Here is a 23,059-nt window from a genome sequence, read left to right as displayed (position 1 = left end):
CTATGGACGCTTTGCCATAGCGCTGCCCATACCTAGCCGTGCCCGCCTCTTCTCAGGCATAGCGACTGCAAGAATTACGGCGAGACTGTTGATAAGGGCAAACGCGAAGAATAGAATGCGCGAACCCTGGATGGAGCTCAAAAGATAGCCCCCGGCAAGAAGAGCAACGCACACCCCAAGAGCATTGGCTGCCTGTATCACCCCTGTAAAGCCAGCCCGGTGCTCCTGCTTGGCGGCGTCGCCCACCCAGGCATTAGCGTTGACACTTACGGTAGAGACCTGATAGCCGAGAAGGGCTCCGGCCACAACGAGCCCAAGTTTCCCCGGAGATGTGGCAAGAATAAAGCTCGCAATAGAGGCTGAAATAAAACTCAGGATGAAAGACATTCTACGACCGATCGCGTCGCCAATTGAGCCGCCCACTCTACTAAAGATGCCTTTCAATATGAAAAAGGAGACCGTAAGCCTTCCAATGTAGGCCATGCCCACGTTTCTTGCGATGAGAAGGCCTAGTCCACCATAGACGATCCCATAGGAGAGAGCGCTGACAAACAGGAGCAAGGCTACGAATGAAACCTCACGCTCCCTGAATGCCCTCACGACTCCCTCCCTGGTCGCCTCCCAGGTTGATTTGGATTCAAGGCGGCCTCCGGCAGATACTGCAAAACCAATTGCAAGGGCTAGCGCAGGAGGAAGCGCTGACAGGATGAACATGGCTCTACTCCCTTCCCTGGCCACCAGTTGGTCCAAAAGGAGGACACCCAACGCCATCCCCACCCCAGAACCCGCGAAGAGAGCCCCGGAAGCCTTCCCATAGCGAGACCTGGCAGATTCATTCAATACGGCTACACCTGCGGAGGTCCAAAATACTCCAGAGGTGAACCCCCAGAAGACCATTACCAGCACCAACTGCCAGTATGCCCGAGAGGCCGCGAACGCTAGGGGGTAGATTACGTACCCTAATATACCAAGGATAAGGGAGGCCTTAAGCCCCAAGGCATTCGCAAGATAGATGGCAAGGAATCTCGCGGGGATCTGGGCAAAGTAGATCGCAGCCACTACCGCAGTCCCCTGAAGCGATGAAAACCCGAGGGATTTCACGTACGGGGCCACATAGGACTGGGTGGCCCCTGATCCAAGGAAGAGAAGGAACACTATAAGAAAATACTTAAGTTCTCGCAAGGCCTTATCCCCTTTGGTACCAGCTTTTGACATATTTAAATTTCAATGGCGAGTTCGCTACCTCCCGGGTGAGTGCTGATATGTAGATTCTTATACACTTACCCTACCGTTTTTGCAGTCTCGATGAATACCCTTACCTTCTCAGGATTATCGCCCTCACACGTGGTACTCTCGATAATCGTATGAATATCCCGGGCTCCATCTGCCACCGCCTGCAGCACCCACTGCCTTATATCTTCCCGGGACATATTGAGATATGAGAAACCAGGAAACCGCCAGGTGAAGGGGATATTTATCCTCTCCTTGATAATCCTTACAGTGAGTTTCGGTGATATGGAAGGATCATAGAAACTGATGGAGGCCATCTCAAGATATTTCAAATGCTCAGGAGATAGGTTCTCTACATGTAAGGTCCTGGCTCCGGTAGTGATGCCACTATAATATTGCTCCCAATATGGAATCACAAAGTCAGGCCAAAAGTCAGGATGAATGAGACTGGAAAAATCATCGGCAAGGCCGCTGCTGTAAGGGCTCACCGGTGGTTCCCCATTTATCTTTCGGATGAAATGGATGAACTGAATGATATTCTCAGTCAAGAGCCCCAGAAATTCCCTCGCCTTTTCCGGCTCATCATAAAGATCCATGTAGAAATCCTGTCCTCGCAAAAGAACTGCAGAAGTGATAGGGCCTTCCCATCCAAATCCGCCGAAGACCACCTTCTCATCCGGGAATTCCCTCTGAAGTCTGTGGTAAATCTTAAGATAATGTTTAAAAAGGTCATTTTGCTCAAAAACCGCTCCCCGCCTCAATGCTTCGATGCCCTCATTGATACTGGTATAAATGGGTCTTACCCCGGGTTCAGAATCCTCCGGGAAGAGCACCTTTACGCCAAGACAGGCTATATGGCCATAGGATACGGGCGGGCAAGATATGGTAGGGAGCGTCACTTCTTCGCCGAAGATCTCCCGGACTCGCTTTCTTCCGGTACGAAGCGCCTCTACGCAGGCAGAAGGGTCAAGGTAAAACTGGTCTAATTTGATGTTGCTTAGATGAGCAAAGGTAGCTGCAGTCACCCCCACGGACCATCTGAAGGGGCTCTCAGATTCTTGGCTGCCCATACTTTATGCTCCTTTCCATGTGCACCCCCAAAACGATGAAATGATGCCGCACACAGGCAGCATCAGGCGGGGGACCATTCAGCAAGTGGAAGCTCGACCTCCTCACCTGTCTTGGCCGACTTATATATTGCAAGTATTATCTCTACGGACTTGCGTCCTTCTTCACCGGTAACTGCAGGATCCTTGTCTTCCCTTACGGCGGCTGCCATATCCTCTATAGGCAGGAGGTGGCTATCCCCCACTGTTGCAAGGGGATCCGACCTGTCTATCTCTTCGGTCTTCCCACCCTCCTCTGCTGCTTTCTTTGCAAGGGTTTTATCATCCTCAGTGGGGTTGATAAAAGCCCATCTTGTAAGTTTCTCTTCCTGGAGGGTCACAGTGCCATTCGTCCCGTAGACCTCAAGAACTGAAGGAAGCCCAGGATAGCATGAGGTCGAGCCCTCGATTACCCCTGCGGCTCCGTTCGCGAATTTCACAAGAGCCACTGCTACATCCTCTACCTCTATTCTCTCATGAGCAGCTATGTCCGTGACAGCATAGACGCTCTTTACCGGGCCCATAAACCACTGAAGAAGATCGATTCCATGGATCCCCTGGTTCATAAGGCATCCGCCGCCATCCAGCTTCCAGGTTCCTCTCCACGCCCCTGAATCGTAATAGGCTTGAGTACGATACATTTTCAGATAGGCGCTCCCGGAGATGAGTTTCCCAAGCTTGCCACTGGTAATAGCATCCTTTATAAGCTTGCTTGGGTTCTGGAAACGTTTTTGAAATACTACGCCGAGCTTCACCCCATTTTTATGTACCGCTTCCAAGATCTTATCTATCCTTGAAAGGGTGATCTCAAGGGGCTTCTCACAGAGGATGTTCTTGCCCGCATTGGCTGCGTCTATACAAGCATCCATATGAAGACCGCTCGGTAGACAGACATTAACGACATCTATGTCATCACGTTCAAGAAGATCCCTATAATTAGAATAATATGGGACCCCATAGTCTTCGCCCGTCTTCTTGGCCTTCTGCTCGGCCATATCAGCGACAGCCACCAGACGCACTCCTGTAACCTTCCTGATGGCCTCTGCATGAACGCCTCCGATTGTCCCGCATCCGATTATTCCAAATCCGATTGTTTCTCTCATATGGCTCACCTAACCCTGTAAATATCACTTGATCGCACAGCTCAAATTGCCCTACTATACGGAAACATACCCACTATTTTTTAGAAAACTCTGCTTTAAAAATAGCCGGTTACCATTTCCATCCTGTGATGGCGCTGCCCCGACGGCATGGGGACTATCCCAAGAGTAGATCGCTGACACTTTTATCCTTCTGACGGTGCTGTCATAACCATAACATGGAGGTATACTTTACTTCAGATAGTAATGTTCCACCTTCTGTAACGCCTGAACCACATCCTCGACCTCGCGTTCCCCCCAGCCTTCATGCATATAGAGAGTCATGTAATCAGCAAGGGCCTTTTCAGCCTGCGGGCATGGATCATAATGGTCTATCTTCCTCGCATGTGGGCAGGACCAGGGGCATCTAGACCCTCCATAGGTAACCTGGTCACGTATCCATTTCTGCTTATACATGACAGTGACATAATGGGCGCCTACAGGCATCCCTTCGGCCTGAAGCGCAGCCGCGCACTGCACCTTACTGACCTTCATCTTCGATGAGTCAAAATGGAGGAACAGGAACCAGTATGTAGCATCGACATCATCCCGTATTTTCCACAATCTGAACGCCTGGAGACCCTGCATGGCATTCCTCAGGCTTTCGGCTGTCTTCCGCCTCTTGGCAACAATGTCCGCCAGTTTGGTGAGTTGAACCCTGCCAATAGCTGCCTCAAGCTCAGTCATCCTGTAATTCAGCCCTAAGAACAAATTGGTAGGCTCGCTGGAGCCAAAGGGTTTCCCTCTATCGGCGAACCTCTTTGCGTTCCAATAGAATTCCTCGTTATCTGTCAAGACCATTCCGCCTTGGCCACCGGACGTCATATGTTTCCCTGACATAAGGCTCAACGTCCCCATATCACCAATGGAACCAGCAAATCTGCCCTTGTATTTAGCACCGTGCGCCTGCGCAACATCCTCGATGACTATAAGGTTGTGTTCCCGAGCAAGCTTCATGATAGGATCCATATCGCACGGTTGCCCTGCAAGATGTACAGGGATGACAACCCTCGTCTTCTCACTTAGCCGCTCTGCAATTGTCTCGGCGGTTATATTGAGCGTATCATAATCCACATCCGCGAAGATGGGAATGCAGTTTTGCATAAGAACAGGTGCGACCGTCCCAGGATCTGTTATCGGGCTCGTAATGACCTCCGTCCCAGGCTCCAATCTCAGTGCTCCCAATGCCGCATGGATAGCGGCCGTCCCTGCGCTCGTCGCTGTCGCAAACTTCGTCCCGAAATAGGCAGCTACTTCCTTCTCATAGGCATCAACATGCACGCCGCCGTACCTATCCAGCGCCTGGTTTCCTGTCATAGTCTTCTCTATTACCTCAAGCGCAGCTTTCTTTTCCCGTTCGTCAAACATTATCCTCGGTGGAAAAGGTTCAGTCCTTACAGGTTTTCCGCCGTCGATCGCGAGTTTTTCCATCATAATCCCCTCCTCGGAATTGCGCAGGTCTTAGCCGCCTGCTTATACAGGCAAACTGAATAATTCCTCTCTTTTACTATCAAGGGCCTTCAAGATCGTCTCCACGACCTTTATGGGAGTCAGGAGCTGGCGTCTATCCAAGGGCCTCTTGCCAGTTTGTATCATCTCAAGGAATACTTTCAATCCTTCCTCATAGCAGGAGGAGATATCGAGTATCTTGTAAAGAGTCCCGCTGGAGCCTACCGCCCCTACCTGGTATGTTGCGGCTACCTTAGGCCCGAGAAGCCATAATGAAACCATCCGTTCATTCTTAAAGCGCACGGTGGCTGCTACATTCCCTCCGGCTTCCCTTGCGACAATTGACTCAATATCATACCCAAAGACACGGAGCATGGTTTCTATAGCGTGTGTCCCATAGAAATACGCCCCGCCATATTGACTGTTGAGATCGCACGGCCCCAGGACGCTACCGCATTTTACTTCCCCTATTTTCTCCGCTTCTTTTGCGAAATCTGCAACATCCTGCGCATACCGTACGGTAGAATATGAGGTTAAGAGAGTGCCGGCCTTCTCTGCAGTATCCAGCATCTTCAGGCAGTCCTGGATATCTATGGCAAAAGGTTTATCCACGAAGGTCGGTATGCCAGCGGATATGAAAGGAAGCGCATACTTGAGGTGCAGGTTGCCATGTCTGAACACCACCATAACTGCATCTACTTCACCTAGCATATCCTCAGGCTTCTCGACTATCTTGTCTATCTGGCCCTCTCGCGCCACTTCCTCATTTCTTGCGGCATCTAGACCGAACAAACGTACTACCCTGGCTCCAGATATCTTAGGTTTACCGTCTGGCCCAGGAACATTCGTGAGCTTGGAAAAGGCTATTGCATGCGAATTATCAGAACCAACTATTCCTATCTTGATCATCGAAATCATTCACCTCCGAAATGATCATCTTTCGTCATCCCCTATATTAGAAATCAAACGATCCCAGTCATCTGCCCGATCTGCGCTGGGCGACAGCGCCGGGCCGATATCGCGCCATAATCAAGGCGGCAGAAATCTATGACTCTGGACTCAGGGGGACCAATCTCAGAGCATTCCCCGAATAAATCTTGGACAGCACATCATCAGGCAGACCTAGCGAGTTCAGCACTTCCTGATGGGCATTGTCAAAATAATCCCTGGCATAAAGAAGACGATCCTGAAATTCCAGTAAGAAGTCCTTGGCGAATTCAAGATCGCGCTTTAGCGCATTGCAGCCCGATCCGGCAGACAGGTCACAGTAAAGATTGGGATATTTCCTCAGCATAGAGATGACTTTCCCTCCTGGCACAACCTTGCCTGACGGATAAGCGGATTTATTGTATTGGTCATCGCCTGAGATATGTGCCCAAAATCCAGGACCATGCCCCAGGAAGATAGTGTCCGGGCATGCTTGGATTGCTCTTTCAAACGCCTCGATGCCTCCCCCATACCACCAGTTGGGACGGGGATACTTCCGGCCGGAGTCAAACTCATAGTCGATGTGGACTATGACCGGAATCCCCCTTTGCCCACAGAAGCGGAACATTCTCAGGGCATCAGGGTTATCATAGGTCATGCGTAATTTCAGCTCTCCATACAGGCGCACCCCATAGATCTCAACAGCTGCCTGCAGCTGGTCGATAGCCTCAGGACGCCGCGGGTCAGGTGCATATCCCAGCACAAATTTCCCGGGAGCACGTTCTGCATAAGAAAGGCACCGGGCGAAAGGTATAGGGCCACCAGGGCCGACATACGGGATCGCATAGTTGTAACTGGGATCATATTCATCGCTTGGAGCTTCCCAGCTCAGAAGCCACGTCTTATCGATATTGTACTTTTCCATATTGGCGAGAAATCTCGCCAGGTCATGCCCATGCCAGTCTGGATGATTGTGCGCGTCGATGATCATGATGCATTCACCTCATATTCTCGCTGATATATCTTCTTATCAAGGTGTCGCTGTTTTACAGAATTGTCGCAGTGTCCCCTCCAGCCTACCACGAATCCCGCTCCAGCTCATTGCGCCTCCTTCATTACGTAGGCCCTCTCTAGCTACTATTCAAACGTTCAACTGAATGACTTCTTCGCGATTCCTTCAAAAAATCCTCCTGGAATGGCAAGTCTTTTGCGCAATAATCAAGAATCTAAATGACAACTATATCAGATCAAATAGATCATTTGCCCGCCGGACAATGGTCCTGGCATCCAGACGAATGGCATTCGGTTTCCGAGCTTCAGCCTCGGCCGACGACTCGAGCTTGTATTCGATCTTCAGCTCAAAAGGAGGATCAAGCTTCAAGGGTTTGAAGTCATCGAGTCGAGAAACAGCCCTCTTCACCCCGGTATAGATGGATCGTTCGACATCCGAAGGGTGAAAAGATAGAACACAATTCCTGCCAAAACCCTCTTTAGTTATTACCGTTTCTACATCTGGCAAAAATTCTCTGGCCTCCTCCACCCCCTTTGAACAGCTCGAGATAAATATAACAGGTATACCAAGGGAACCTGCCTGGAAAGCAGTCAACCCGATCTCGCCGATACGACGCCCATTGAGCCACATGTCCTGTATGGACCTGGAGGAATAGCTGTGCGCCAGCACCCCCCGCTCACTGCCCGCCATCGGGTGATAACCGATAAGCAGCACACCGGCGAATGAGCTGTCAAGGGGTGGAAATTGCCTCGGCCTTGGGACGCCTAAAAGAATTTTCACGCCTTCGAGAAGCTCGTCGTAAATAAGGACTTCGGTTCCATCTCCATGCCCATCTTCCACAATTATCTCATGGACCCCAGACTCCTTCAGGGCGCGAATGGCAGCGTTTACTTCCCTTGTGAGTTCTTTTCGGGCGAATTCATACTGCTTGCTGCCTGGGAAGAGTGGCTTATCGGCCTCGCCTGCAACACAGGCGACCCCCTCAAGGTCAGTGCAAATGTACATTCTCATAGGTATCGCCTTCTCTTGTCCCATGGGGGCAGGGGGGAATACCCCCCGCCCCCAATAGTCATCCATCATTACTTCTGCTCGATAAAGAACTGCTCCGGATTATAATATCCCGGTGCCATGAGGCGCCAATCATGAATTACATCTTCTGGAACGTTCCTGAAATTATTCTTGACGACCACTGGATATGGATACCGCATTAATCCTATTACCCACAGATTCTCTGCATGGAGCTTCAGTATCTCCTGTCCGAGCTTGCGCTTCTCGGCTTGATCAGCTGTTACCTTTAACTTGTCATATAGAGTCTGGAGCTTGCGAATATCGCCAGATGGCTCCTCCCCGCCCTTGCCACCGGTGGCGTACCATGTGCCATATAAAGGGGCCCAATAGGTACTCTGGAAGGTTGGAACATACCATATTGGATCTACATCCCAGTGCATACCTACTGTCACATAGCCAGCTATTTCGTTTTCCCCGGCATATATGCGTTCCCACCATAGCTGGAGGCTCTCCTCTTTTATGACGACCTTAAGCCCTACTCTTGCGAGCTGCTTTGCGACCATCTGCCAGCCATCGGTGGTCATAGCCACTTCTGATGGGAATACATTGATGGTAATTACGAGCGGTTTTCCATCAGGCCCGAGCCGGTAGCCTTCCTGATCTCTCTTAGTTAGGCCTATCTCGTCTAGAAGCTGATTTGCTTTCTTGGGGTCATATTTGATATATGAAGAGGTAAACTCCTGCTTATAATACGGGTCACCTTTTACTGAGGTTGCGGCGTGAGGTGTGCCTATTCCCAGGAAGCAGAGTTCATTTAGCTCCTCCCTATCTATGGCCAGGGATAGTGCTATGCGGAAACGCTTATCTTCTATGAGCTTTCGCAGCCTCGCATTCTTGGTATTCTGGTCTGGGAAGAGGCAGGCTATCTCCGCTGATTGCCACCTCAATACCCGATATCCACCTTTGTTTCTATTCTCCATAAAAGCGGGATAATTCGCGAACCAGAGATACTGGAACTGCATATCCTCTTCACCGGCGAGGGCCTTAAAGTTTATGATTTCCGGCGATTCCACGATGTTAAAGGCAAGCTTATCTATATAAGGCAGCTGATTTCCTTCGGGATCTACCTTCCAATAATAAGGATTCCTTTCAGCCACAACATAGGTAGCTGGCGGAGTTGTCTTAAGCTGCCAGGATCTTATGGTAGGAAGGTCCGGGTTCTGCGTAAGGTCCGCTTTTACTGCAAAGAGCGCATACCAGGAATCATATTTTTCATCTTTGGCTAGCTTGTTCAACTGTTCCATGGGGACATAGTTTGGGTGGAATTGTTTAAGATAATGCGCACAATAATAGGTTATTGAATTCCCGGCGAAGGCCATGTATTCAAGAAAGAGACCATAGGGTTCGCTAAACTCAAATCTCACCGTATAATCATCAATCTTCTTAACTACTACTGGTTTTCCATTAGTCATAAGCCAGGTCGGAAAGGCTGGAGTAAGTTCCTTATTGAATAGTACATCTTTGTACCAGAACATGATATCATCAGCGGTATATGGCTGGCCATCCGACCACTTTATGCCTTTACGTAGACGAAATGTATAGACTCTTCCTCCATTTGATATACTCCAGCTTTCAGCCACATTCGGGACTATACTCTCGGCGTCCCTACCCCAACGCACCAATGGTTCATATCCAAGCCGGGCATGTATCATTGTGGAGGCAAGGCGCGGCACTGATCTTGTCCATGTACCGCCATATTCTCCTATCTTCTCCACGGGCTCTACAACTATAGGCTTCTCTGGCAGTCTCTTCTCAACAGGAGGAAGCTTTCCCTGCTTTACCAGCTGGGCAAGCATCGGTGCCTCTTTATATTTCGCCTGTGCCGGAGAAACGGATAAAATACCTGCAGCCAGGCCACATACGATTACAAGAGAAATCAGACCCAATAGACGTCTTTTCATACACCGCGAACCTCCTCACATATTTGCTGGATTCCTTTCTACATCCCCTTGCGGAAGTTGACGAACTGGAAACCTCATTTGGGAAGCGAAGCGACTCTATATTATCTTGTTGTAAGCATCACCTCTCTTATCGAAATTCAGGATAAATAACCTGGTCTCATCAAAATCAGGCTAGATAACCTAGCTGTGCTGATCGCTGTAGTATTGGCGCATACACCAATTCCTTGGGCATCTTGCCACATCGTCTACCTGTGACTTACAAAATGCCATGCTCCCAGGTTTGGAGGGTTGCCGGGGTCACCTTCGAGTAATTCCTCATAGTTTTCAGCTACCTTACGATAGGCATTTGCATACTCTTCAATGATCTCCGGGCGGTAATGCTTAAACCATGGGATCCCATAAACCCTGGTTCCGATCTGTTCGCTTATGGGGAGGCTCCCCGCGGGCTGCCGGACATCACGGTTCGAATGGGCAATACGCGTGGGCTTTCCATCTCCATATACATCGCATGTGTTGAACAGGGGATGTAAATGAAGCGCGGAATTGCAACCTGGGACGCAGTAGGGACAACCCTCAGCCCTGACAGCTTCGGCAAAACGCGTCACAGAAAGGCCCCCAAGTTCCTCTGGCCTGTAAAGACCATGCGGCGCATACCACCCGGCCATATTACTGCCGGTTTTCTCATCTACGCGGTGAGCCCTGAGCCCGGGAACTCCCTCAAGCAAATCCCAGAAATAGTTCATCGCCTTACGAATCTCGGCACAGCGGGCATCATAATATTTCAGCTGGACCCGCCCGACCGCGGAACTCAGCTGGTGCATACGATACTTGTATCCGCCCATCGGAAGTTCCGCGAAAGGTTTCAGATATTCAGTTTGTATATCTTTAGCGTTGAACCTTTCGTAATGGCCCCAGGCAATGGCGCGCTCATAGATTTCGCGGTCATCAGTCACAAGCATGCCTGCTTCGCCGATGGCAAAGGATTTCCCACTCATCAATGACATGGCCCCAACATCTCCAATGGTGCCAAGCTTGCGACCTTTATAGAGCCCACCCTGCGCATGAGAAACATCCTCTATAACCTTGATCCCATGACGCCTTGCAATATCCATGATGGGATCCATATCTGCAGGATGACCTAGATAATGCACAACCACTATCGCCTTTGTGCGCTCCGTGATACGATGCTCGATATCATTGGGATCAATGCAAAGGGTGTTTGGATCAACCTCTGCAAAAACCACCGTCGCCCCAAGAGAAAAGGCCGGCGCCGCTGAGGCCCAGTAGGTTACACTTGGACAAATAATTTCATCGCCAACTCCCACTTTGCAGCCAAACATCGCTGCCTGCAAAGAGGAGGTTCCCGTGCTAAACCCTAATGCATACTTGGTGCCCTGCCATTTGGCGAATTCCTCTTCAAATTTCATCGTAACGTCGATACCGGACATGGCCCCACGGCGCAGGACATCAAGGACAGCCTCTTCGTCTTCCTTCGTGATTATGGGCCACTTGAACATATCGCCCGGGTCCTTTGTGATCGCTTTTGGCCCTCCGAAGATTGCCAGACTAGATTTCAAAGACACAGATCATCACCCCTTGTTCTTATGATTTGCGACTGGCTCTTACCTGGGGAATAGACCCGACTGCCCAAAGAATCTCTATCAGTTTAACGTTCAACTTGGTGTTATCAGCACCAAGTCTCTTTGCTCCTCCCTGGGGGCCTGATTTTCTCGCGGGAATTCGCCTTTAAACATGGTCTCTAATAGTGGGTTTACGGCATGCACCCAGGAGGGGCCCGTACCTGATGAATAGATGAAAGGTTAGGGATAATTTTTTATGTCTAAATAAGTATATTAAGCGCGAAAACCGATTATCCTGCTAAGCGGCGAAGATTTTTTGTATATAAACCAGCAACTCCGAACGCCCGGCCTTACCCTCGGATATTCTACAACGCGAAGCACAAAATCTACTCTTGCGAGACCGTAGAGCTGGCCGCGAACGAGTCATATATGGAGGGGCGTGGCCGAGGTCTAGGTTCTTGCCAAAATCAGTTCCTCGGCCCATACCAAAACACGCTCAGCCAGGTAAACGGCCTCTTCGTATTCCTCAACATCTACTTCATCGTAAAAACCTGGATAGCGAGTCTCCACCGCATATACAGTGAGTTTCGCCGCCTCTTTGACATCGTCAGGGATTGTAACACCCGCCCTGCCAAGGATATCGAAAAGTTCAACAAGGGAATGGGTTTTACGAAAGGGAATTTGCAGAGCGACTGCAATTGCTTTAAGAGCCTTTTCTGCCGCTTGCTGCGCATCAAAGCAAAGATCCTCAAGCAAAATCTGTGGGTCATTACTAGGGGTCTTTGCTCGCGTCAGATTGCTTCTTGCTCGGCGCAACCATTCTCTGGGATCAGTGGGATTGCGCACAATAGATCTCTCTCCCCTCGCTGAGCGCTATAGGGATAATACTGCCTACCTTATCACGATAGTTTTCTACTTCATCTGGAGTTGCAATGATGATATCAACTGGGATGCCTGCGCCAAACAGATTCATGTAGATTTCTTGCGCTAGGGCACGACGCTTAAATAGACCGCGTTTTATCACGAGCAAATCTAGATCGCTGTCTGGACCCATTTCACCACGCGCGGCAGAACCAAAAAGGAGAATTCGCTCCGGGTTGGCAATCCGCACAATGCGTTGAATAATATCTTCGAGCATTGGTTTAGGAATCCTCATATGTTCTTTAAGTTCACCACGTTGTCTCTCTTTACCCAGGCGAGCTGCTCCATCTTCTTCCATGGAGTTCCCTCCCATTATATTCACATTTGCATTATACCATGCATTTTACCGGGAGACAAGGATGGCGTCACATTGGGGAGCATACAGCCCCCAATATAGTCATAGGGTTCATAGGATACCTAATACCTATATATGGATATTAAAGGACTTTCGGAAACTCCTGGGATAGGTTGGATGGGGTATGGTGTTTGAGGTTTGATTCCCGGTTTTAGCACGGAGTGGTAGAAACGCCCTTGTAAAAGGATACATCCTAAGGCGAGATCAGGTTATGGAGTACATATTAGACAGGGACGGAGTTTGATGGCAGCGGGATGAGGCTGTTTTGAGCAATAGCAGGCCAGGGGTATGGAGAGGTTGGGGTAGCTTAAGACACCCTAGCAATTATGGCCCGCACGATACCTGGTGATGCCCGGGTTAGCTGTACTTTTAGGTGAATGTCAATGCCAGCCAGGATGATCTTCATAAAGAGGTGATACCGCCTTCTCAACTTTGGACTTTCACCCAGGTAGAAGTTCTCTATGAGGTTATTTACCTGTTCGGATTGGTGGCGGAGGCTGTAAGTCTTCTTCCAGATGGGAGAAGATCTTGGGGGATAGGAGTGTATCCTCAAATCCCAAATGGGTTTAGTGTGTATAACCCTCCCAAATGGGCTTTTCGAGCAGGGTCCATGAGAGCAAGTGATCATTTGAAACCCTGTATGTTCAAGTGTGCCGGGAGGCGGGGTTTGGGGCAGAGGTTGTGGGGAAGGAGATATGAGTTCATGGCGAGTAGGCACATAAGACAGTCGTTGGTGTGTGCCCCCTGAAGGGCGAAGGATACAGGGAGAGGGCCTGAGTCTGTGACAGCGATAATGGTATACAGGTTGTAACCGAAGACATAGGTGTCGTTGTGGAAATCCCAGCCAAACCTTGCGTCAGGGGCAGAGAATCGCCTTGGACAGTCACAGTGACTAATTCCCTACAGTCACAGTCTTTGATGTCATGTTGGGAAGCACCGGAGTCTATGAGTGTCCCGTCGCCAGAGAGGAGAGTTTTGTTGTCCTGAGGAGATTTGAGCAAGCCCATCATTTCGGACTTTGCCACAATACACCTATAAAAGATCTGGTTGAGGATAGAAGAGTTCGGATCAAGAGGGAAGGAGTTATCCATGACTGCACAGGCTAGGGTGTCGCTGATAGGCTCATCTGCTTTGGAGATGGGGCCATCGACGAATGATTTAGTTTCCCTGTTTTTGAGGGATTTACGTTGATTCTTTCTCATGGCGAAGCGTTTTTTATCCTCACCCCACAGGCGGTACATGAAGTCATAGAATGTGCCGACCCCTGGGGTATCCTCAGGGTCAAAGCCTGAGATCGTGGCAAGGACAGGAAAGACTTAAGGAGAGAGACGAGCTTGGTTATGCTCTGTATCCCGAGTGAGACCCCACAGAGGAGGGCTCGTAACATGGCTAAAGGGTCTTTTGAAGGTCTTCCGGTGTGGGAGTATAGCGGAGTGACGATATCGATGGCCCGGTCGAGGTCAAGGGAATAGACTTTATCGATAAGTTCTGTGAGGGTGGTGATTTGTTTATGGAAAGTGGGGAATAATACAGATAGCCTTTCATAGAGCCAGGCTTGGAATTCCCTAACACTTCTAGGTTTTCTGAGCACCTTCCATCTGACCTTCTTTCTTGGTGTTTATGATGGACAGATGGAGTACGAAGTAACAAGGGAGTTGTCACCAAAGCAGGCTTTATGGAAGGCCGAACCATTTTTCTGACAAGGTTTTGATGGGAGGTTGGAAATAGAGGAAACTCAAGGTGGGTGGGAAATGCCTTCAACTACGCCGGCCAATCCAGTATCCGCCGATGACTGGAGTTTTCGAAGATGCTCGATGGTACACGGGGAGGGAAGAAGGAAATCTGAGATTGCCGTAGAATAGAATAATTAACGTTCACGTAACCGATACCATTCGTTTATTGAATGCTGCGCATAGGAAAGAGGGGGCCACATCTGGCTGTTACAATAAAGGATATAGCAGAAAGGGCCGGGGTTTCTGTTAACACGGTATCACGCGCCCTAAATAATAAGCCTGAAATTAGTCCAGAGACGCGGGAGAAGATAATTGAGATCGCCCGATCCCTGAATTATACCCCCAATATTCTGGCGCGAAGTCTAGTATTGAAACAGACTTATACGCTTGGCCTGGTTGTTCCTGATAATAGCGACCCCTTTTATGCCCAGCTGGCGAAAGGGGTAGAGGCCACGGCCATTAAGAGACAGTATAACGCTATTCTTTGTAATACGGATGAGAATCCTAACAAGGAGATTGATGTCCTCAAACTACTCAGGGAAAAACGAGTGGACGGCATTCTTATCACAACGGTGCAAAAAGATGCAGCATACTTCAAGAAAATGCTCAGGGACGAGATTCCATTCGTATTTTTGAATCGTCACATGGATGACCTTGATGTAGATTATGTGATCAATGATAATGTGGCAGGAGCTTATGAAGCTGTCTCATTTCTAATCCAGCTTGGGCATAAAAGAATAGCCCATATTACTGGCCCGGCACATTTATCAAGCGTCAGGGAACGGGAGAAAGGGTATCGGAAAGCCCTAGAGGACCATGGGCTTGAGGCCAGTGGATCTCTGATATTCCGTAGTGACAGCCTGAAAATAGCCGCAGGCTACAATGTGATGAAAAGTCTACTTGCATCAGACAGTAGGATAACAGCAGTGTTTGCTTTCTGCGATCTCTTGGCCATAGGGGCCTATAAAGCCATCATTGAAGCGGGCTTGAATGTCCCTGGGGATATCTCCATAATCGGCTACGATGATATTGAATTTGCCGAATTCCTGGAGGTACCTTTGACGACAGTAGCGCAGCCGACATATGAGATAGGCCAAATCGGGACTGAGATTTTGATAGAGAGACTCAAAGGGAATTCCTTTGAGACGCGAAGGGTTGTGCTCAAACCTAGGCTCGTAGTAAGGAAGTCGTGTCGAAATTTGTCTTAAGCAGGGGCATGAGGCGGAGAGAATCTCATATTTCAGCCCAAATCCATCCTGACCCTGCGTGAATAGAACCTAAAAGATCATAATTCCTCTGGGCTCTTCTTTTAAATAACGATACATTAACGTTCACGTAAACGATACCGGGAGGAGAATCGTAGAAGAAGATGAGCAAGACGCAAAACACATTTTTCCCATATGGGGCAGTCTATTGCATTGATAGACGCGCCAAGAAAGCTGACATCCAGAAGGATGTTAGGCTTATGGCCGAATACGGCCTCAATACAATCGAACTCTGGCCTCCTGTCATGTGGTGGGACGAGAGAGGTTCGATCTTGCATGAACCTTCATTTGACCTAACCGATCTTGTGATGGATGAGGCTTATCGCCATGGCATGAAAGTCATACCTTTAATAATCGGCGAAATGGCCTGGTATGAATATGCACCCGACTGGTTCATCTCATCTCTTCGTGATCCATGGATTGTGGAAGGAGGACAGGCAAATAGATGGGAACACAACCTAAATTTCTCTCATCCTCAGGTTCAGGCCCGGGTTACACGGTTCCTGGAGCAGTTTACAGCCAGGTATAAAGATCACCCTGCACTTTACGCTTGGAATGTCTGGGACGAGCCGCACTTCACCTCGGAAGATGAGTATACATTGGCCGAATTTAGAGAATGGCTGAAAACGAAATATGGGACGCTCGACCGTCTCAACATGGTGTGGGAAAGGACCTTTGATTCCTGGGAACAGGTTCAACCTCAGCAATATTGTTGGGCTTCCATGATGAGTGAAATAGACTGGAGACTCTTTTGTCTAGATCACCTCGTAACCATTCTAAGAGCCTGGACTAATACGGTTAAACGGATAGACCAGAAGCATCCTGTCATGGCTCACCCGGTTGGTTCAATGATAAATATGAAATCGGTGAGCGATGGGGTTGATGATTGGAAAATTTCCCAAAGCGTCGATATACTCGGAGTCTCTTTGTACCCCAAGAGTGGTGGAAGATTGCTGAAGGAAGAATCCGTTTCGACAATAACGGAAACCCTTGATGGAATCCGTTCCGCAGCTGGCAGTAAGCCTTTCATGATATGCGAGCTTCAGAGCCATTTTTATTCGGGCCTATTCATTCATGGCACCGTTAGTCCTCAAGAGGCAAAATTGTGGAGTTGGCTCAGTGTCGCCTGTGGCGCCAAAGGGATAATGTTTTGGATGTGGCATCCATTCCTAAGAGGATGGCAATTATCGGGCCGCGGGTTATGTAATTTTGATGGTTCTCCATCAAAGAGGGCCGAGGCGGCCCGAGAGGTCTCATCACTGCTCTTACGATATCCGGCTCTTTTTGCGGACCTTAGGCCCCTTCCGGCCCAGGTAGCCATATTGTATAGCGTATCTAGCGAGATAGCCTTTGAATTGCGAGGCCGCTTAATTCGACGTCTGATTGGGGATGAAAATGGGGTTAAGACAGCAGTACGCGGCGCATATCAGGCTCTCTGGCATAGTGAGATACCCGTAGATTTTATCCATGAGGAAGACCTTGTCAAAGGATATGCTCAAAGGTACAAGGCCTTGATCATCCCCTTCGGGTTTGTAATCTCTCAAGAGACAGGGTATGCCATCCGGAACTATGTGGAGAATGGCGGGGTTGTAATTGCTGATGCCAGGATTGGCGTAGTAGATGACCTTGATTATGGTTATCACGAAATTCCTGGCGCAGGCCTTTCACAGGTCTTTGGTTGCAAAGAAATCGCCGTTTGGCCCGGAGAAAAGGCGGAAATACAGATCTCTGCGTTAAATCAGTCTAGCAATGAGAGTGACTACGGAACTTCCGCTTTACCATGCGGGATTTACAGGCAGGAACTTGAGATAACCAGTCCTACAGCTCAGGTCATTGCCAGATTCGCTGAGGGCGATCCAGCAATAGTAGCCAACTCATTTGGCAAGGGTAAGGCGGTACTTATAGGTGCCTCAGTCTTTAGCCGCTATTTCGCATCAAAAGAAGGAATCCTCCCTGAGCTTCTCAAGCAGATTCTCCGGGACCTCAATGTATCGCCCCCGATCATGACGATATCTGGAGGGATTTCGGGGAACACCTACTTCCGCTGTCTTGATTCAGATGGGGAGAAAGTTATATTTGGTTTCAATTTTTCCGGAGAGGAAGCTTCTATTCGTGTCAAAGTTACGGATTATTGTAAGGCCTCAGGATATGAGGATCTTATAACGGGCCGGAAAGTGCATGCTTTGTCCGATGGGGACGGGACAGTAGTTAATGTCATTATCCCAGCAAAGGACGTAGTGATACTTAGACCGAAACTAAAGGATAAGTGACATTACAATATGCGGGTCTTAGATTTGCCCGGAATATGGGGCTATACTGACATGAGATATCTACAGTCGCAGATGTAGCATGCCCTGTATTTCGCACCTATTAACAAAAGCGCCCTTGTGAAAGGATGAGTTTCGTGAAAATCAGTTGTGCATGGCTTTATGTAATTACCAAATATGGTTATCCACCTTCGATAGAAGATACAATTCGGGCATTTGAGGAAATAGCGAAAATGGGATTCACTGCGGCAGAAGTTGAGGCAGTGGGGGAGAAGAATCTCGACGAGGTGATTGGAAACAAAGATAAGATCAAGAAAACTGTGGGTGATCTTGGGGTTAGGATAGTAAACCTCGTTCCGGTATTTCCGGATATCGTCAGCTTTGATAAAGAGCGACGTAAAAGAGCAAAGCTGAATTTCGAAAAAGCCGCAGATGTGGCGTCATACCTTGGATGTGACACTATCCAGCTTGACTCATACTTCCCGCCAGTTCAAGTTAATGGAGACATCCCATATGAAAACCAAATTGAATTTGCTATGAGAGTCAATGCAGCTATTCCCATTGGGTTTCAATGGGAAGACTTCTGGCATGTCCTCGTAGATACCGTAGGATGGTGCGCGGATATAGCCCAGAGAGAGGGGCTTAGACTATGTGTGGAGCCTAGAGTTGGTGAAAGTGTAAGTAATACCGATGCAATGCTGATGTTATTGCGGGATGTTGGATCCAGCAATCTGGGCGTTGTCTTTGATACTGCCCATCTCTTTGCGCAAAAGGAGATCTTAGCCCTCTCCATCGCAAAATTAAAAGATAAGATCTTTTACGTACACGCGTCTGACAACGATGGTAAGGAAAACCTCCATCTTGGGCTCGGGAAAGGCGCAATAGACTGGGATAATATAATCCTAACCCTTCAGCAGGTAGGCTATAAGGGCTATATTGGCATAGATATAGGCAATGTACCCGATATAGAGTACGAGATGATTAAATCGAGGGAGTATCTTGAGAAGATCTTAGGGGCAAAGTGACCGGATACCTCGCCGCCGGTATTCACTAAATGGAATCATATAGGGGGTGATGAGCGGCGCATCAAAATCAGCTTCCATGAGGCTTGAGCCTTATTAGGAGACTAATACTAGGTGCCTTGATGGCGTGAATCGGTAGAAACTTTAAATGGAAGGGGTATGATTTCTATGCTTAGGAAGAACACAACGCATATGGGTATCGCGGTTGCTATTATTTCAGCTATGCTTATCTTTTCGCTATCTGGTCCTCAGGCAATCGCTGCTGAAAAGGTGACATTAAGGATCATTGGAGAGACTGGAATGGCTAATAGCCATAAAGCTATTGCAAAGCGATTTGAAGCAACACATCCGGATGTCAAAATCGAGATAGAGCCACTGCCATGGGAGCAGGCACAAGAAAAGCTTCTCACATCTTATGCGGCAAACAACCCTCCTGACATTGCTATATTTGATGGAACATGGCTTCCTGTTTTTATGGATAAGGGAGCACTGGTAGATCTAAACAAATATAATGTTAAAGAGTTGAAAGGCCTGTTTTTGCCAGAAATCTGGAATATGACAGAATGGAAAGGGGCGCATTATGGCCTCCCCTATGATATCGATACTAGGGCTATGTTCTACCGAGCTGATATGTTTAGGGAGGCAGGTCTTGATCCTAGTAAACCACCAGTAACATGGGAGGACCTGGTATCATACGGTAAGAAACTGACTAAGGGGAAAACTTATGGTGTTTTATTGCAGCCAGGTATCTTTGAGTTCCAGGGTTTCCTAGTCCAGGCAGGAGGCAACTATCTTGATTCCAACGGTAATCCCATAATCAACAATGAAAACGGGCAAAGGGCTCTTGAATTTTACGAAGGACTGCTCTCTAAAGAGAAGATTGCTATCACGGTACCACAGGGGATGAATAGAGAGCTCTTCCTTAAAAAGGACACGGCGGCCATTCTTTTTAGTGGGCCTTGGTATCTAGGCCCATTGAGCAAGACATGCCCGGAGATGGCGGGGAAGTGGAGGGTTGCGGTTCTCCCGCGAGATAAATATGAGGGTACCTTCCTTGGTGGAACAAGCATGGGCATATTTAGGCAGAGCAAGCATCCTGATGTCGCCTATGAATATATGAAATTCGCCGCGAGCCAAAAGGAGAATGTGCTCGAAATGAATCGCCTTCTCGGAGCGCTCCCGGCGAGCAGTATCGTCTGGAAAGATCCGGAGATCCTCAAAGAGTGGCCTTACTTTGGAGGTCAAGCAGCTCTCGGCGTGTTTATTGAGCAGATCAAATCCGGCAGGGTATTGCTAAATATTCCACAGGTAACTGAAATGCAGTCCATTGTAAACCGTGCTCTGCAACAGGTTATCTATGAGAAAAGACCTATAAAAGCTGCTTTAGATGAGGCTGCCAATAGTATGAAGAGAACTCTTGGCAGATAATAAAGGGGGATTAGTTCTCATGACCTTTATGAGCGGCGGGGTAGCTGCGGGTGCCACAAGGCACCCGCAGCTGCAGGCTTTGATCCGGGATCTGAGGCGGTACTATGTTGGTTATTTGTTTGTACTACCGTCCCTTATTCTCCTACTAATCTTTGTAGTTGCTCCAGTTATTGCATCACTTTATCTGAGCTTAACCAACTGGAGCATACTGGAAACCCCAAAGTGGGTCGGATTTGCAAATTACAAGAATGCTTTTATGGATCCTCTAGTGGCCAAAAGTACATGGAATACCTTAGAGTACACGGTAGGTGTAGTATTTGTCGGAGTTCCAGTTTCATTGATATTAGCTCTGCTAGTACATGGAATCCCCAATAGGTCGATGAAAATCTGGCTCCGCAGCATTTATTTCTTGCCGGTGGTTCTGTCTACAGTAGTTGCAGCTATTCTGTGGCAATTGATCTACAATACGCATTTTGGCATATTAAATTATATGCTTGGCATTCTTCATATTCCCCCGGTGCCATGGTTAGAGCATACTCTCTGGGCCATGCCTGCAATTATCATAATGAGTATCTGGAAAGGTGCCGGATATAATATGGTCATCCTTCTTGCAGGCCTCCAAGACACGCCGCGGGATATCATTGAGGCCGCGCAAATAGATGGGGCTACTGACTGGCAGTGCATGACCAAGGTTATGATCCCTATGCTAAGACCCATAATCCTCCTGGTCATGGTGTTGACATTAATAGGTTCGTTTCAGGTATTTGAACAGGTGTACGTTATGACCCAGGGAGGCCCAGCAGACAGCACTCTCACCTTGGTAAACTATCTCTATAATAATGCTTTCAAGTATTATAAGATGGGTTATGCTTCAGCGATTTCCTATCTTCTATTTGTAATTATTCTAGCAGTCTCTTTGGCTCAGTTTAAGCTTTTCAGGCGGCTTGACTAGGTAGGGGGGCTTCATGATGAAAACCGGGAGTATGTTGCGATATTTTTCATATATATTGCTCAGCATCGGGGTGGTTGGCGCAATCCTTCCAATGATCTGGATGGTTTCAGCATCATTGATGGACGAGAGCAACATTTTTGACTACCCGCCCCATCTTATTCCTAAGGCGGCTACTATTAAAAATTATATCGAGGTCTTCAGACAGATTCCATTTCTTCGCTATTTCTTAAATAGTTGTATTGTATCAGCCGCTATAGTTATCTCATGCCTATTTTTCGCCTCATTAGCAAGCTATGCCTTTGCCAAAATACCTTTCCCAGGATCAAAACCCCTTTTTATGGGGGTTTTGGCTACCCAAATGATTCCCGGCACGGTGACACTCATCCCTGCATTCCTGATCATCCGGTCTATGCACCTATTGGACACATATTGGGCACTGATCCTGCCGTTCATGACGGGGGGGTATAGCATTTTCTTTCTAAAACAGTTCATGGAGACTGTCCCTAATGAGTTGATAGATGCTGCGAAGATTGATGGGTGTAACGAGTTTATGATATATTCCCAGGTTGTGCTCCCCGTAATACGACCGGGACTCGCAACGCTTGGTTCGTTTATCTTCATGGGATCCTGGAACAATTTTCTATGGCCACTCATCGTCATATCTGAAAGCGCTATGCGTACCCTCCCACTAGCTCTAGCGCTACTCGGCTCCATGTATTATGTAGATTGGGGCATCAGGATTGCAGGTTCGGTTTTGACCACTCTCCCGATTTTTTTGATATATCTTTTTGCGCAAAGACAGTTCATAGAAGGTATAACTATGGGAGCATTGAAAGGCTAAAGGAGGTATAGTCAGTATGATTATTGATGTTCATGCTCATATGGGCAAGGGGGTAACGAGAATACCCATGCAATTTGGAATCACGGCCGACCAGATTGTAACCCTAATGGACGAGGCCCATATCGATAAGACCGTAGTATTCCCAGTTTATTATCATGCATATAATCAGGCAAATGAGGAGATCAGGGCGGCTGCAGACAAATACCCTGAGAGGCTGATAGGCTTCGGAAGGATAAACGTGGCATCTCCAGGGCAGGCGGCCCGCGAGGCTACTTATGCTCTTAAGGATCTCGGTCTAAAGGGTATAGGCGAGCTCGCCCTCCCATGGGGCGCATCGGAACCGGAATGCACAAGGATCTATATGGAGGTTATTAGAGAATATAGGGTTCCGGTTTTATTCCATGCCCTTGAAAATCTAAATCACATCTACGAGATTGCAAAAGAATTTCGAGATGTGCCCATAATCCTGGGCCATATGGGCGGCCTGTGGAATCTTGAACTTAATGACAGGTGCATTGAGATGGCCAAGGAACTGGATAATGTATTCTTGGAGACATCTACCGTGCTCTTCCAATGTAAAATTGAAAAGGCAGTTAAAGAGCTTGGCCCATCAAAAATCCTTTTTGGTTCAGATGCCCCTGCATTACACCCAGTTGTTGAAAAACTTAAGATAGAAACCTTGAGGATTTCGGATTCGGAAAAGGAAATGATCCTGGGTGGGAATGCGTCGCAATTACTTCGGCTTTAGGCATAGCGGCTGGCTTTCCTATCATCGCATATTCCGGTTCGATCCCAAGGTTCATGGGATAACTATATGATACGAGACCGGCCAACTGACTCATATATGTCTCACCCCCATACCC

At 48.3% G+C, this 23,059-nt stretch carries 20 protein-coding genes; 8 read left to right on the top strand and 12 right to left on the bottom strand.

All coding sequences use genetic code 11. The annotated features are described in order from the left end of the window. From HPY52_08925 to HPY52_08870, 12 genes are all read right to left on the bottom strand, one after another. The gene (locus HPY52_08925) at positions 1 to 1,215 is read right to left on the bottom strand and encodes an MFS transporter (GenBank protein ID NPV80384.1); all 1,215 of its coding nucleotides are present in this window, start codon (positions 1,213 to 1,215) and stop codon (positions 1 to 3) included. Positions 1,216 to 1,280: 65 nt separating this feature from the next. After that, positions 1,281 to 2,300 carry a hypothetical protein gene (locus tag HPY52_08920; protein NPV80383.1) on the bottom strand — a complete coding sequence of 340 codons (1,020 nt, stop codon included), beginning with the start codon at positions 2,298 to 2,300 and terminating at the stop codon, positions 1,281 to 1,283. Between the two features lie 62 nt (positions 2,301 to 2,362). Beyond that, positions 2,363 to 3,439 carry a Gfo/Idh/MocA family oxidoreductase gene (locus HPY52_08915; GenBank protein ID NPV80382.1) on the bottom strand — a complete coding sequence of 359 codons (1,077 nt, stop codon included), beginning with the start codon at positions 3,437 to 3,439 and terminating at the stop codon, positions 2,363 to 2,365. A 228-nt stretch (positions 3,440 to 3,667) separates the two neighbouring features. Continuing rightward, positions 3,668 to 4,906, bottom strand: a complete 1,239-nt coding sequence (locus tag HPY52_08910; protein ID NPV80381.1) for a DegT/DnrJ/EryC1/StrS family aminotransferase — start codon at positions 4,904 to 4,906, stop codon at positions 3,668 to 3,670. Between the two features lie 42 nt (positions 4,907 to 4,948). Next, a complete protein-coding gene (locus HPY52_08905) occupies positions 4,949 to 5,842 on the bottom strand; it encodes a Gfo/Idh/MocA family oxidoreductase (GenBank protein NPV80380.1) in 894 nt (297 codons plus the stop codon). A gap of 127 nt (positions 5,843 to 5,969) precedes the next feature. Continuing rightward, a complete protein-coding gene (locus HPY52_08900; protein ID NPV80379.1) occupies positions 5,970 to 6,842 on the bottom strand; it encodes an amidohydrolase family protein in 873 nt (290 codons plus the stop codon). A 246-nt stretch (positions 6,843 to 7,088) separates the two neighbouring features. Beyond that, complete coding sequence (locus HPY52_08895; GenBank protein ID NPV80378.1) at positions 7,089 to 7,874, bottom strand: M55 family metallopeptidase; 786 nt, start codon at positions 7,872 to 7,874, stop codon at positions 7,089 to 7,091. A gap of 68 nt (positions 7,875 to 7,942) precedes the next feature. Beyond that, the gene (locus tag HPY52_08890; GenBank protein ID NPV80377.1) at positions 7,943 to 9,832 is read right to left on the bottom strand and encodes an ABC transporter substrate-binding protein; all 1,890 of its coding nucleotides are present in this window, start codon (positions 9,830 to 9,832) and stop codon (positions 7,943 to 7,945) included. Positions 9,833 to 10,077: 245 nt separating this feature from the next. Then, positions 10,078 to 11,415 carry a DegT/DnrJ/EryC1/StrS family aminotransferase gene (locus HPY52_08885; protein NPV80376.1) on the bottom strand — a complete coding sequence of 446 codons (1,338 nt, stop codon included), beginning with the start codon at positions 11,413 to 11,415 and terminating at the stop codon, positions 10,078 to 10,080. A gap of 447 nt (positions 11,416 to 11,862) precedes the next feature. Then, positions 11,863 to 12,261 (bottom strand): HEPN domain-containing protein, encoded by a 399-nt coding sequence (locus HPY52_08880; GenBank protein NPV80375.1) that lies wholly within the window; start codon positions 12,259 to 12,261, stop codon positions 11,863 to 11,865. After that, positions 12,242 to 12,562: a nucleotidyltransferase domain-containing protein gene (locus HPY52_08875; GenBank protein ID NPV80374.1), complete on the bottom strand. Its 321-nt coding sequence runs from the start codon at positions 12,560 to 12,562 to the stop codon at positions 12,242 to 12,244. Before HPY52_08875 ends, HPY52_08880 begins: the two co-directional genes overlap by 20 nt. Positions 12,563 to 12,995: 433 nt before the next feature. Beyond that, the gene (locus tag HPY52_08870) at positions 12,996 to 13,241 is read right to left on the bottom strand and encodes a hypothetical protein (GenBank protein ID NPV80373.1); all 246 of its coding nucleotides are present in this window, start codon (positions 13,239 to 13,241) and stop codon (positions 12,996 to 12,998) included. Positions 13,242 to 13,611: 370 nt separating this feature from the next. Here HPY52_08870 and HPY52_08865 point away from each other — a divergent pair, with 370 nt between their 5' ends. The 8 genes from HPY52_08865 (at position 13,612) to HPY52_08830 (ending at position 22,944) form a co-directional block, all read left to right on the top strand. Continuing rightward, positions 13,612 to 13,794: a hypothetical protein gene (locus HPY52_08865; protein ID NPV80372.1), complete on the top strand. Its 183-nt coding sequence runs from the start codon at positions 13,612 to 13,614 to the stop codon at positions 13,792 to 13,794. A 797-nt stretch (positions 13,795 to 14,591) separates the two neighbouring features. Beyond that, positions 14,592 to 15,629, top strand: a complete 1,038-nt coding sequence (locus HPY52_08860) for a LacI family DNA-binding transcriptional regulator (GenBank protein ID NPV80371.1) — start codon at positions 14,592 to 14,594, stop codon at positions 15,627 to 15,629. Positions 15,630 to 15,790: 161 nt separating this feature from the next. Further along, complete coding sequence (locus HPY52_08855) at positions 15,791 to 17,956, top strand: hypothetical protein (GenBank protein NPV80370.1); 2,166 nt, start codon at positions 15,791 to 15,793, stop codon at positions 17,954 to 17,956. A gap of 125 nt (positions 17,957 to 18,081) precedes the next feature. Continuing rightward, positions 18,082 to 18,978 (top strand): sugar phosphate isomerase/epimerase, encoded by an 897-nt coding sequence (locus HPY52_08850; GenBank protein NPV80369.1) that lies wholly within the window; start codon positions 18,082 to 18,084, stop codon positions 18,976 to 18,978. A 165-nt stretch (positions 18,979 to 19,143) separates the two neighbouring features. Next, complete coding sequence (locus HPY52_08845) at positions 19,144 to 20,403, top strand: ABC transporter substrate-binding protein (GenBank protein NPV80368.1); 1,260 nt, start codon at positions 19,144 to 19,146, stop codon at positions 20,401 to 20,403. A gap of 19 nt (positions 20,404 to 20,422) precedes the next feature. Continuing rightward, positions 20,423 to 21,355: a sugar ABC transporter permease gene (locus HPY52_08840; protein NPV80367.1), complete on the top strand. Its 933-nt coding sequence runs from the start codon at positions 20,423 to 20,425 to the stop codon at positions 21,353 to 21,355. Positions 21,356 to 21,371: 16 nt separating this feature from the next. Further along, positions 21,372 to 22,196: a carbohydrate ABC transporter permease gene (locus tag HPY52_08835; GenBank protein ID NPV80366.1), complete on the top strand. Its 825-nt coding sequence runs from the start codon at positions 21,372 to 21,374 to the stop codon at positions 22,194 to 22,196. 16 nt (positions 22,197 to 22,212) lie between these two features. Then, positions 22,213 to 22,944 (top strand): amidohydrolase, encoded by a 732-nt coding sequence (locus HPY52_08830; GenBank protein NPV80365.1) that lies wholly within the window; start codon positions 22,213 to 22,215, stop codon positions 22,942 to 22,944. Positions 22,945 to 23,059: the final 115 nt, after the last annotated feature.

This window comes from Bacillota bacterium (assembly GCA_013178415.1).
In the GTDB taxonomy this organism is placed as follows: Bacteria; Bacillota; SHA-98; order Ch115; family Ch115; genus Ch115.
The sequence above is the reverse complement of the archived record's forward strand: the minus strand, read 5'-3'. Positions and strand labels throughout refer to the sequence as shown.

Coding starts and splice junctions, on each gene's coding strand:
- HPY52_08925 (NPV80384.1), bottom strand. CDS start 1,215: ATGTCAAAAGCTGGTACCAAAGGGGATAAGGCCTTGCGAGAACTTAAG.
- HPY52_08920 (NPV80383.1), bottom strand. CDS start 2,300: ATGGGCAGCCAAGAATCTGAGAGCCCCTTCAGATGGTCCGTGGGGGTG.
- HPY52_08915 (NPV80382.1), bottom strand. CDS start 3,439: ATGAGAGAAACAATCGGATTTGGAATAATCGGATGCGGGACAATCGGA.
- HPY52_08910 (NPV80381.1), bottom strand. CDS start 4,906: ATGGAAAAACTCGCGATCGACGGCGGAAAACCTGTAAGGACTGAACCT.
- HPY52_08905 (NPV80380.1), bottom strand. CDS start 5,842: ATGATTTCGATGATCAAGATAGGAATAGTTGGTTCTGATAATTCGCAT.
- HPY52_08900 (NPV80379.1), bottom strand. CDS start 6,842: ATGATCATCGACGCGCACAATCATCCAGACTGGCATGGGCATGACCTG.
- HPY52_08895 (NPV80378.1), bottom strand. CDS start 7,874: ATGAGAATGTACATTTGCACTGACCTTGAGGGGGTCGCCTGTGTTGCA.
- HPY52_08890 (NPV80377.1), bottom strand. CDS start 9,832: ATGAAAAGACGTCTATTGGGTCTGATTTCTCTTGTAATCGTATGTGGC.
- HPY52_08865 (NPV80372.1), top strand. CDS start 13,612: ATGTTGGGAAGCACCGGAGTCTATGAGTGTCCCGTCGCCAGAGAGGAG.
- HPY52_08860 (NPV80371.1), top strand. CDS start 14,592: ATGCTGCGCATAGGAAAGAGGGGGCCACATCTGGCTGTTACAATAAAG.
- HPY52_08855 (NPV80370.1), top strand. CDS start 15,791: ATGAGCAAGACGCAAAACACATTTTTCCCATATGGGGCAGTCTATTGC.
- HPY52_08850 (NPV80369.1), top strand. CDS start 18,082: ATGAGTTTCGTGAAAATCAGTTGTGCATGGCTTTATGTAATTACCAAA.
- HPY52_08845 (NPV80368.1), top strand. CDS start 19,144: ATGCTTAGGAAGAACACAACGCATATGGGTATCGCGGTTGCTATTATT.
- HPY52_08840 (NPV80367.1), top strand. CDS start 20,423: ATGACCTTTATGAGCGGCGGGGTAGCTGCGGGTGCCACAAGGCACCCG.
- HPY52_08835 (NPV80366.1), top strand. CDS start 21,372: ATGAAAACCGGGAGTATGTTGCGATATTTTTCATATATATTGCTCAGC.
- HPY52_08830 (NPV80365.1), top strand. CDS start 22,213: ATGATTATTGATGTTCATGCTCATATGGGCAAGGGGGTAACGAGAATA.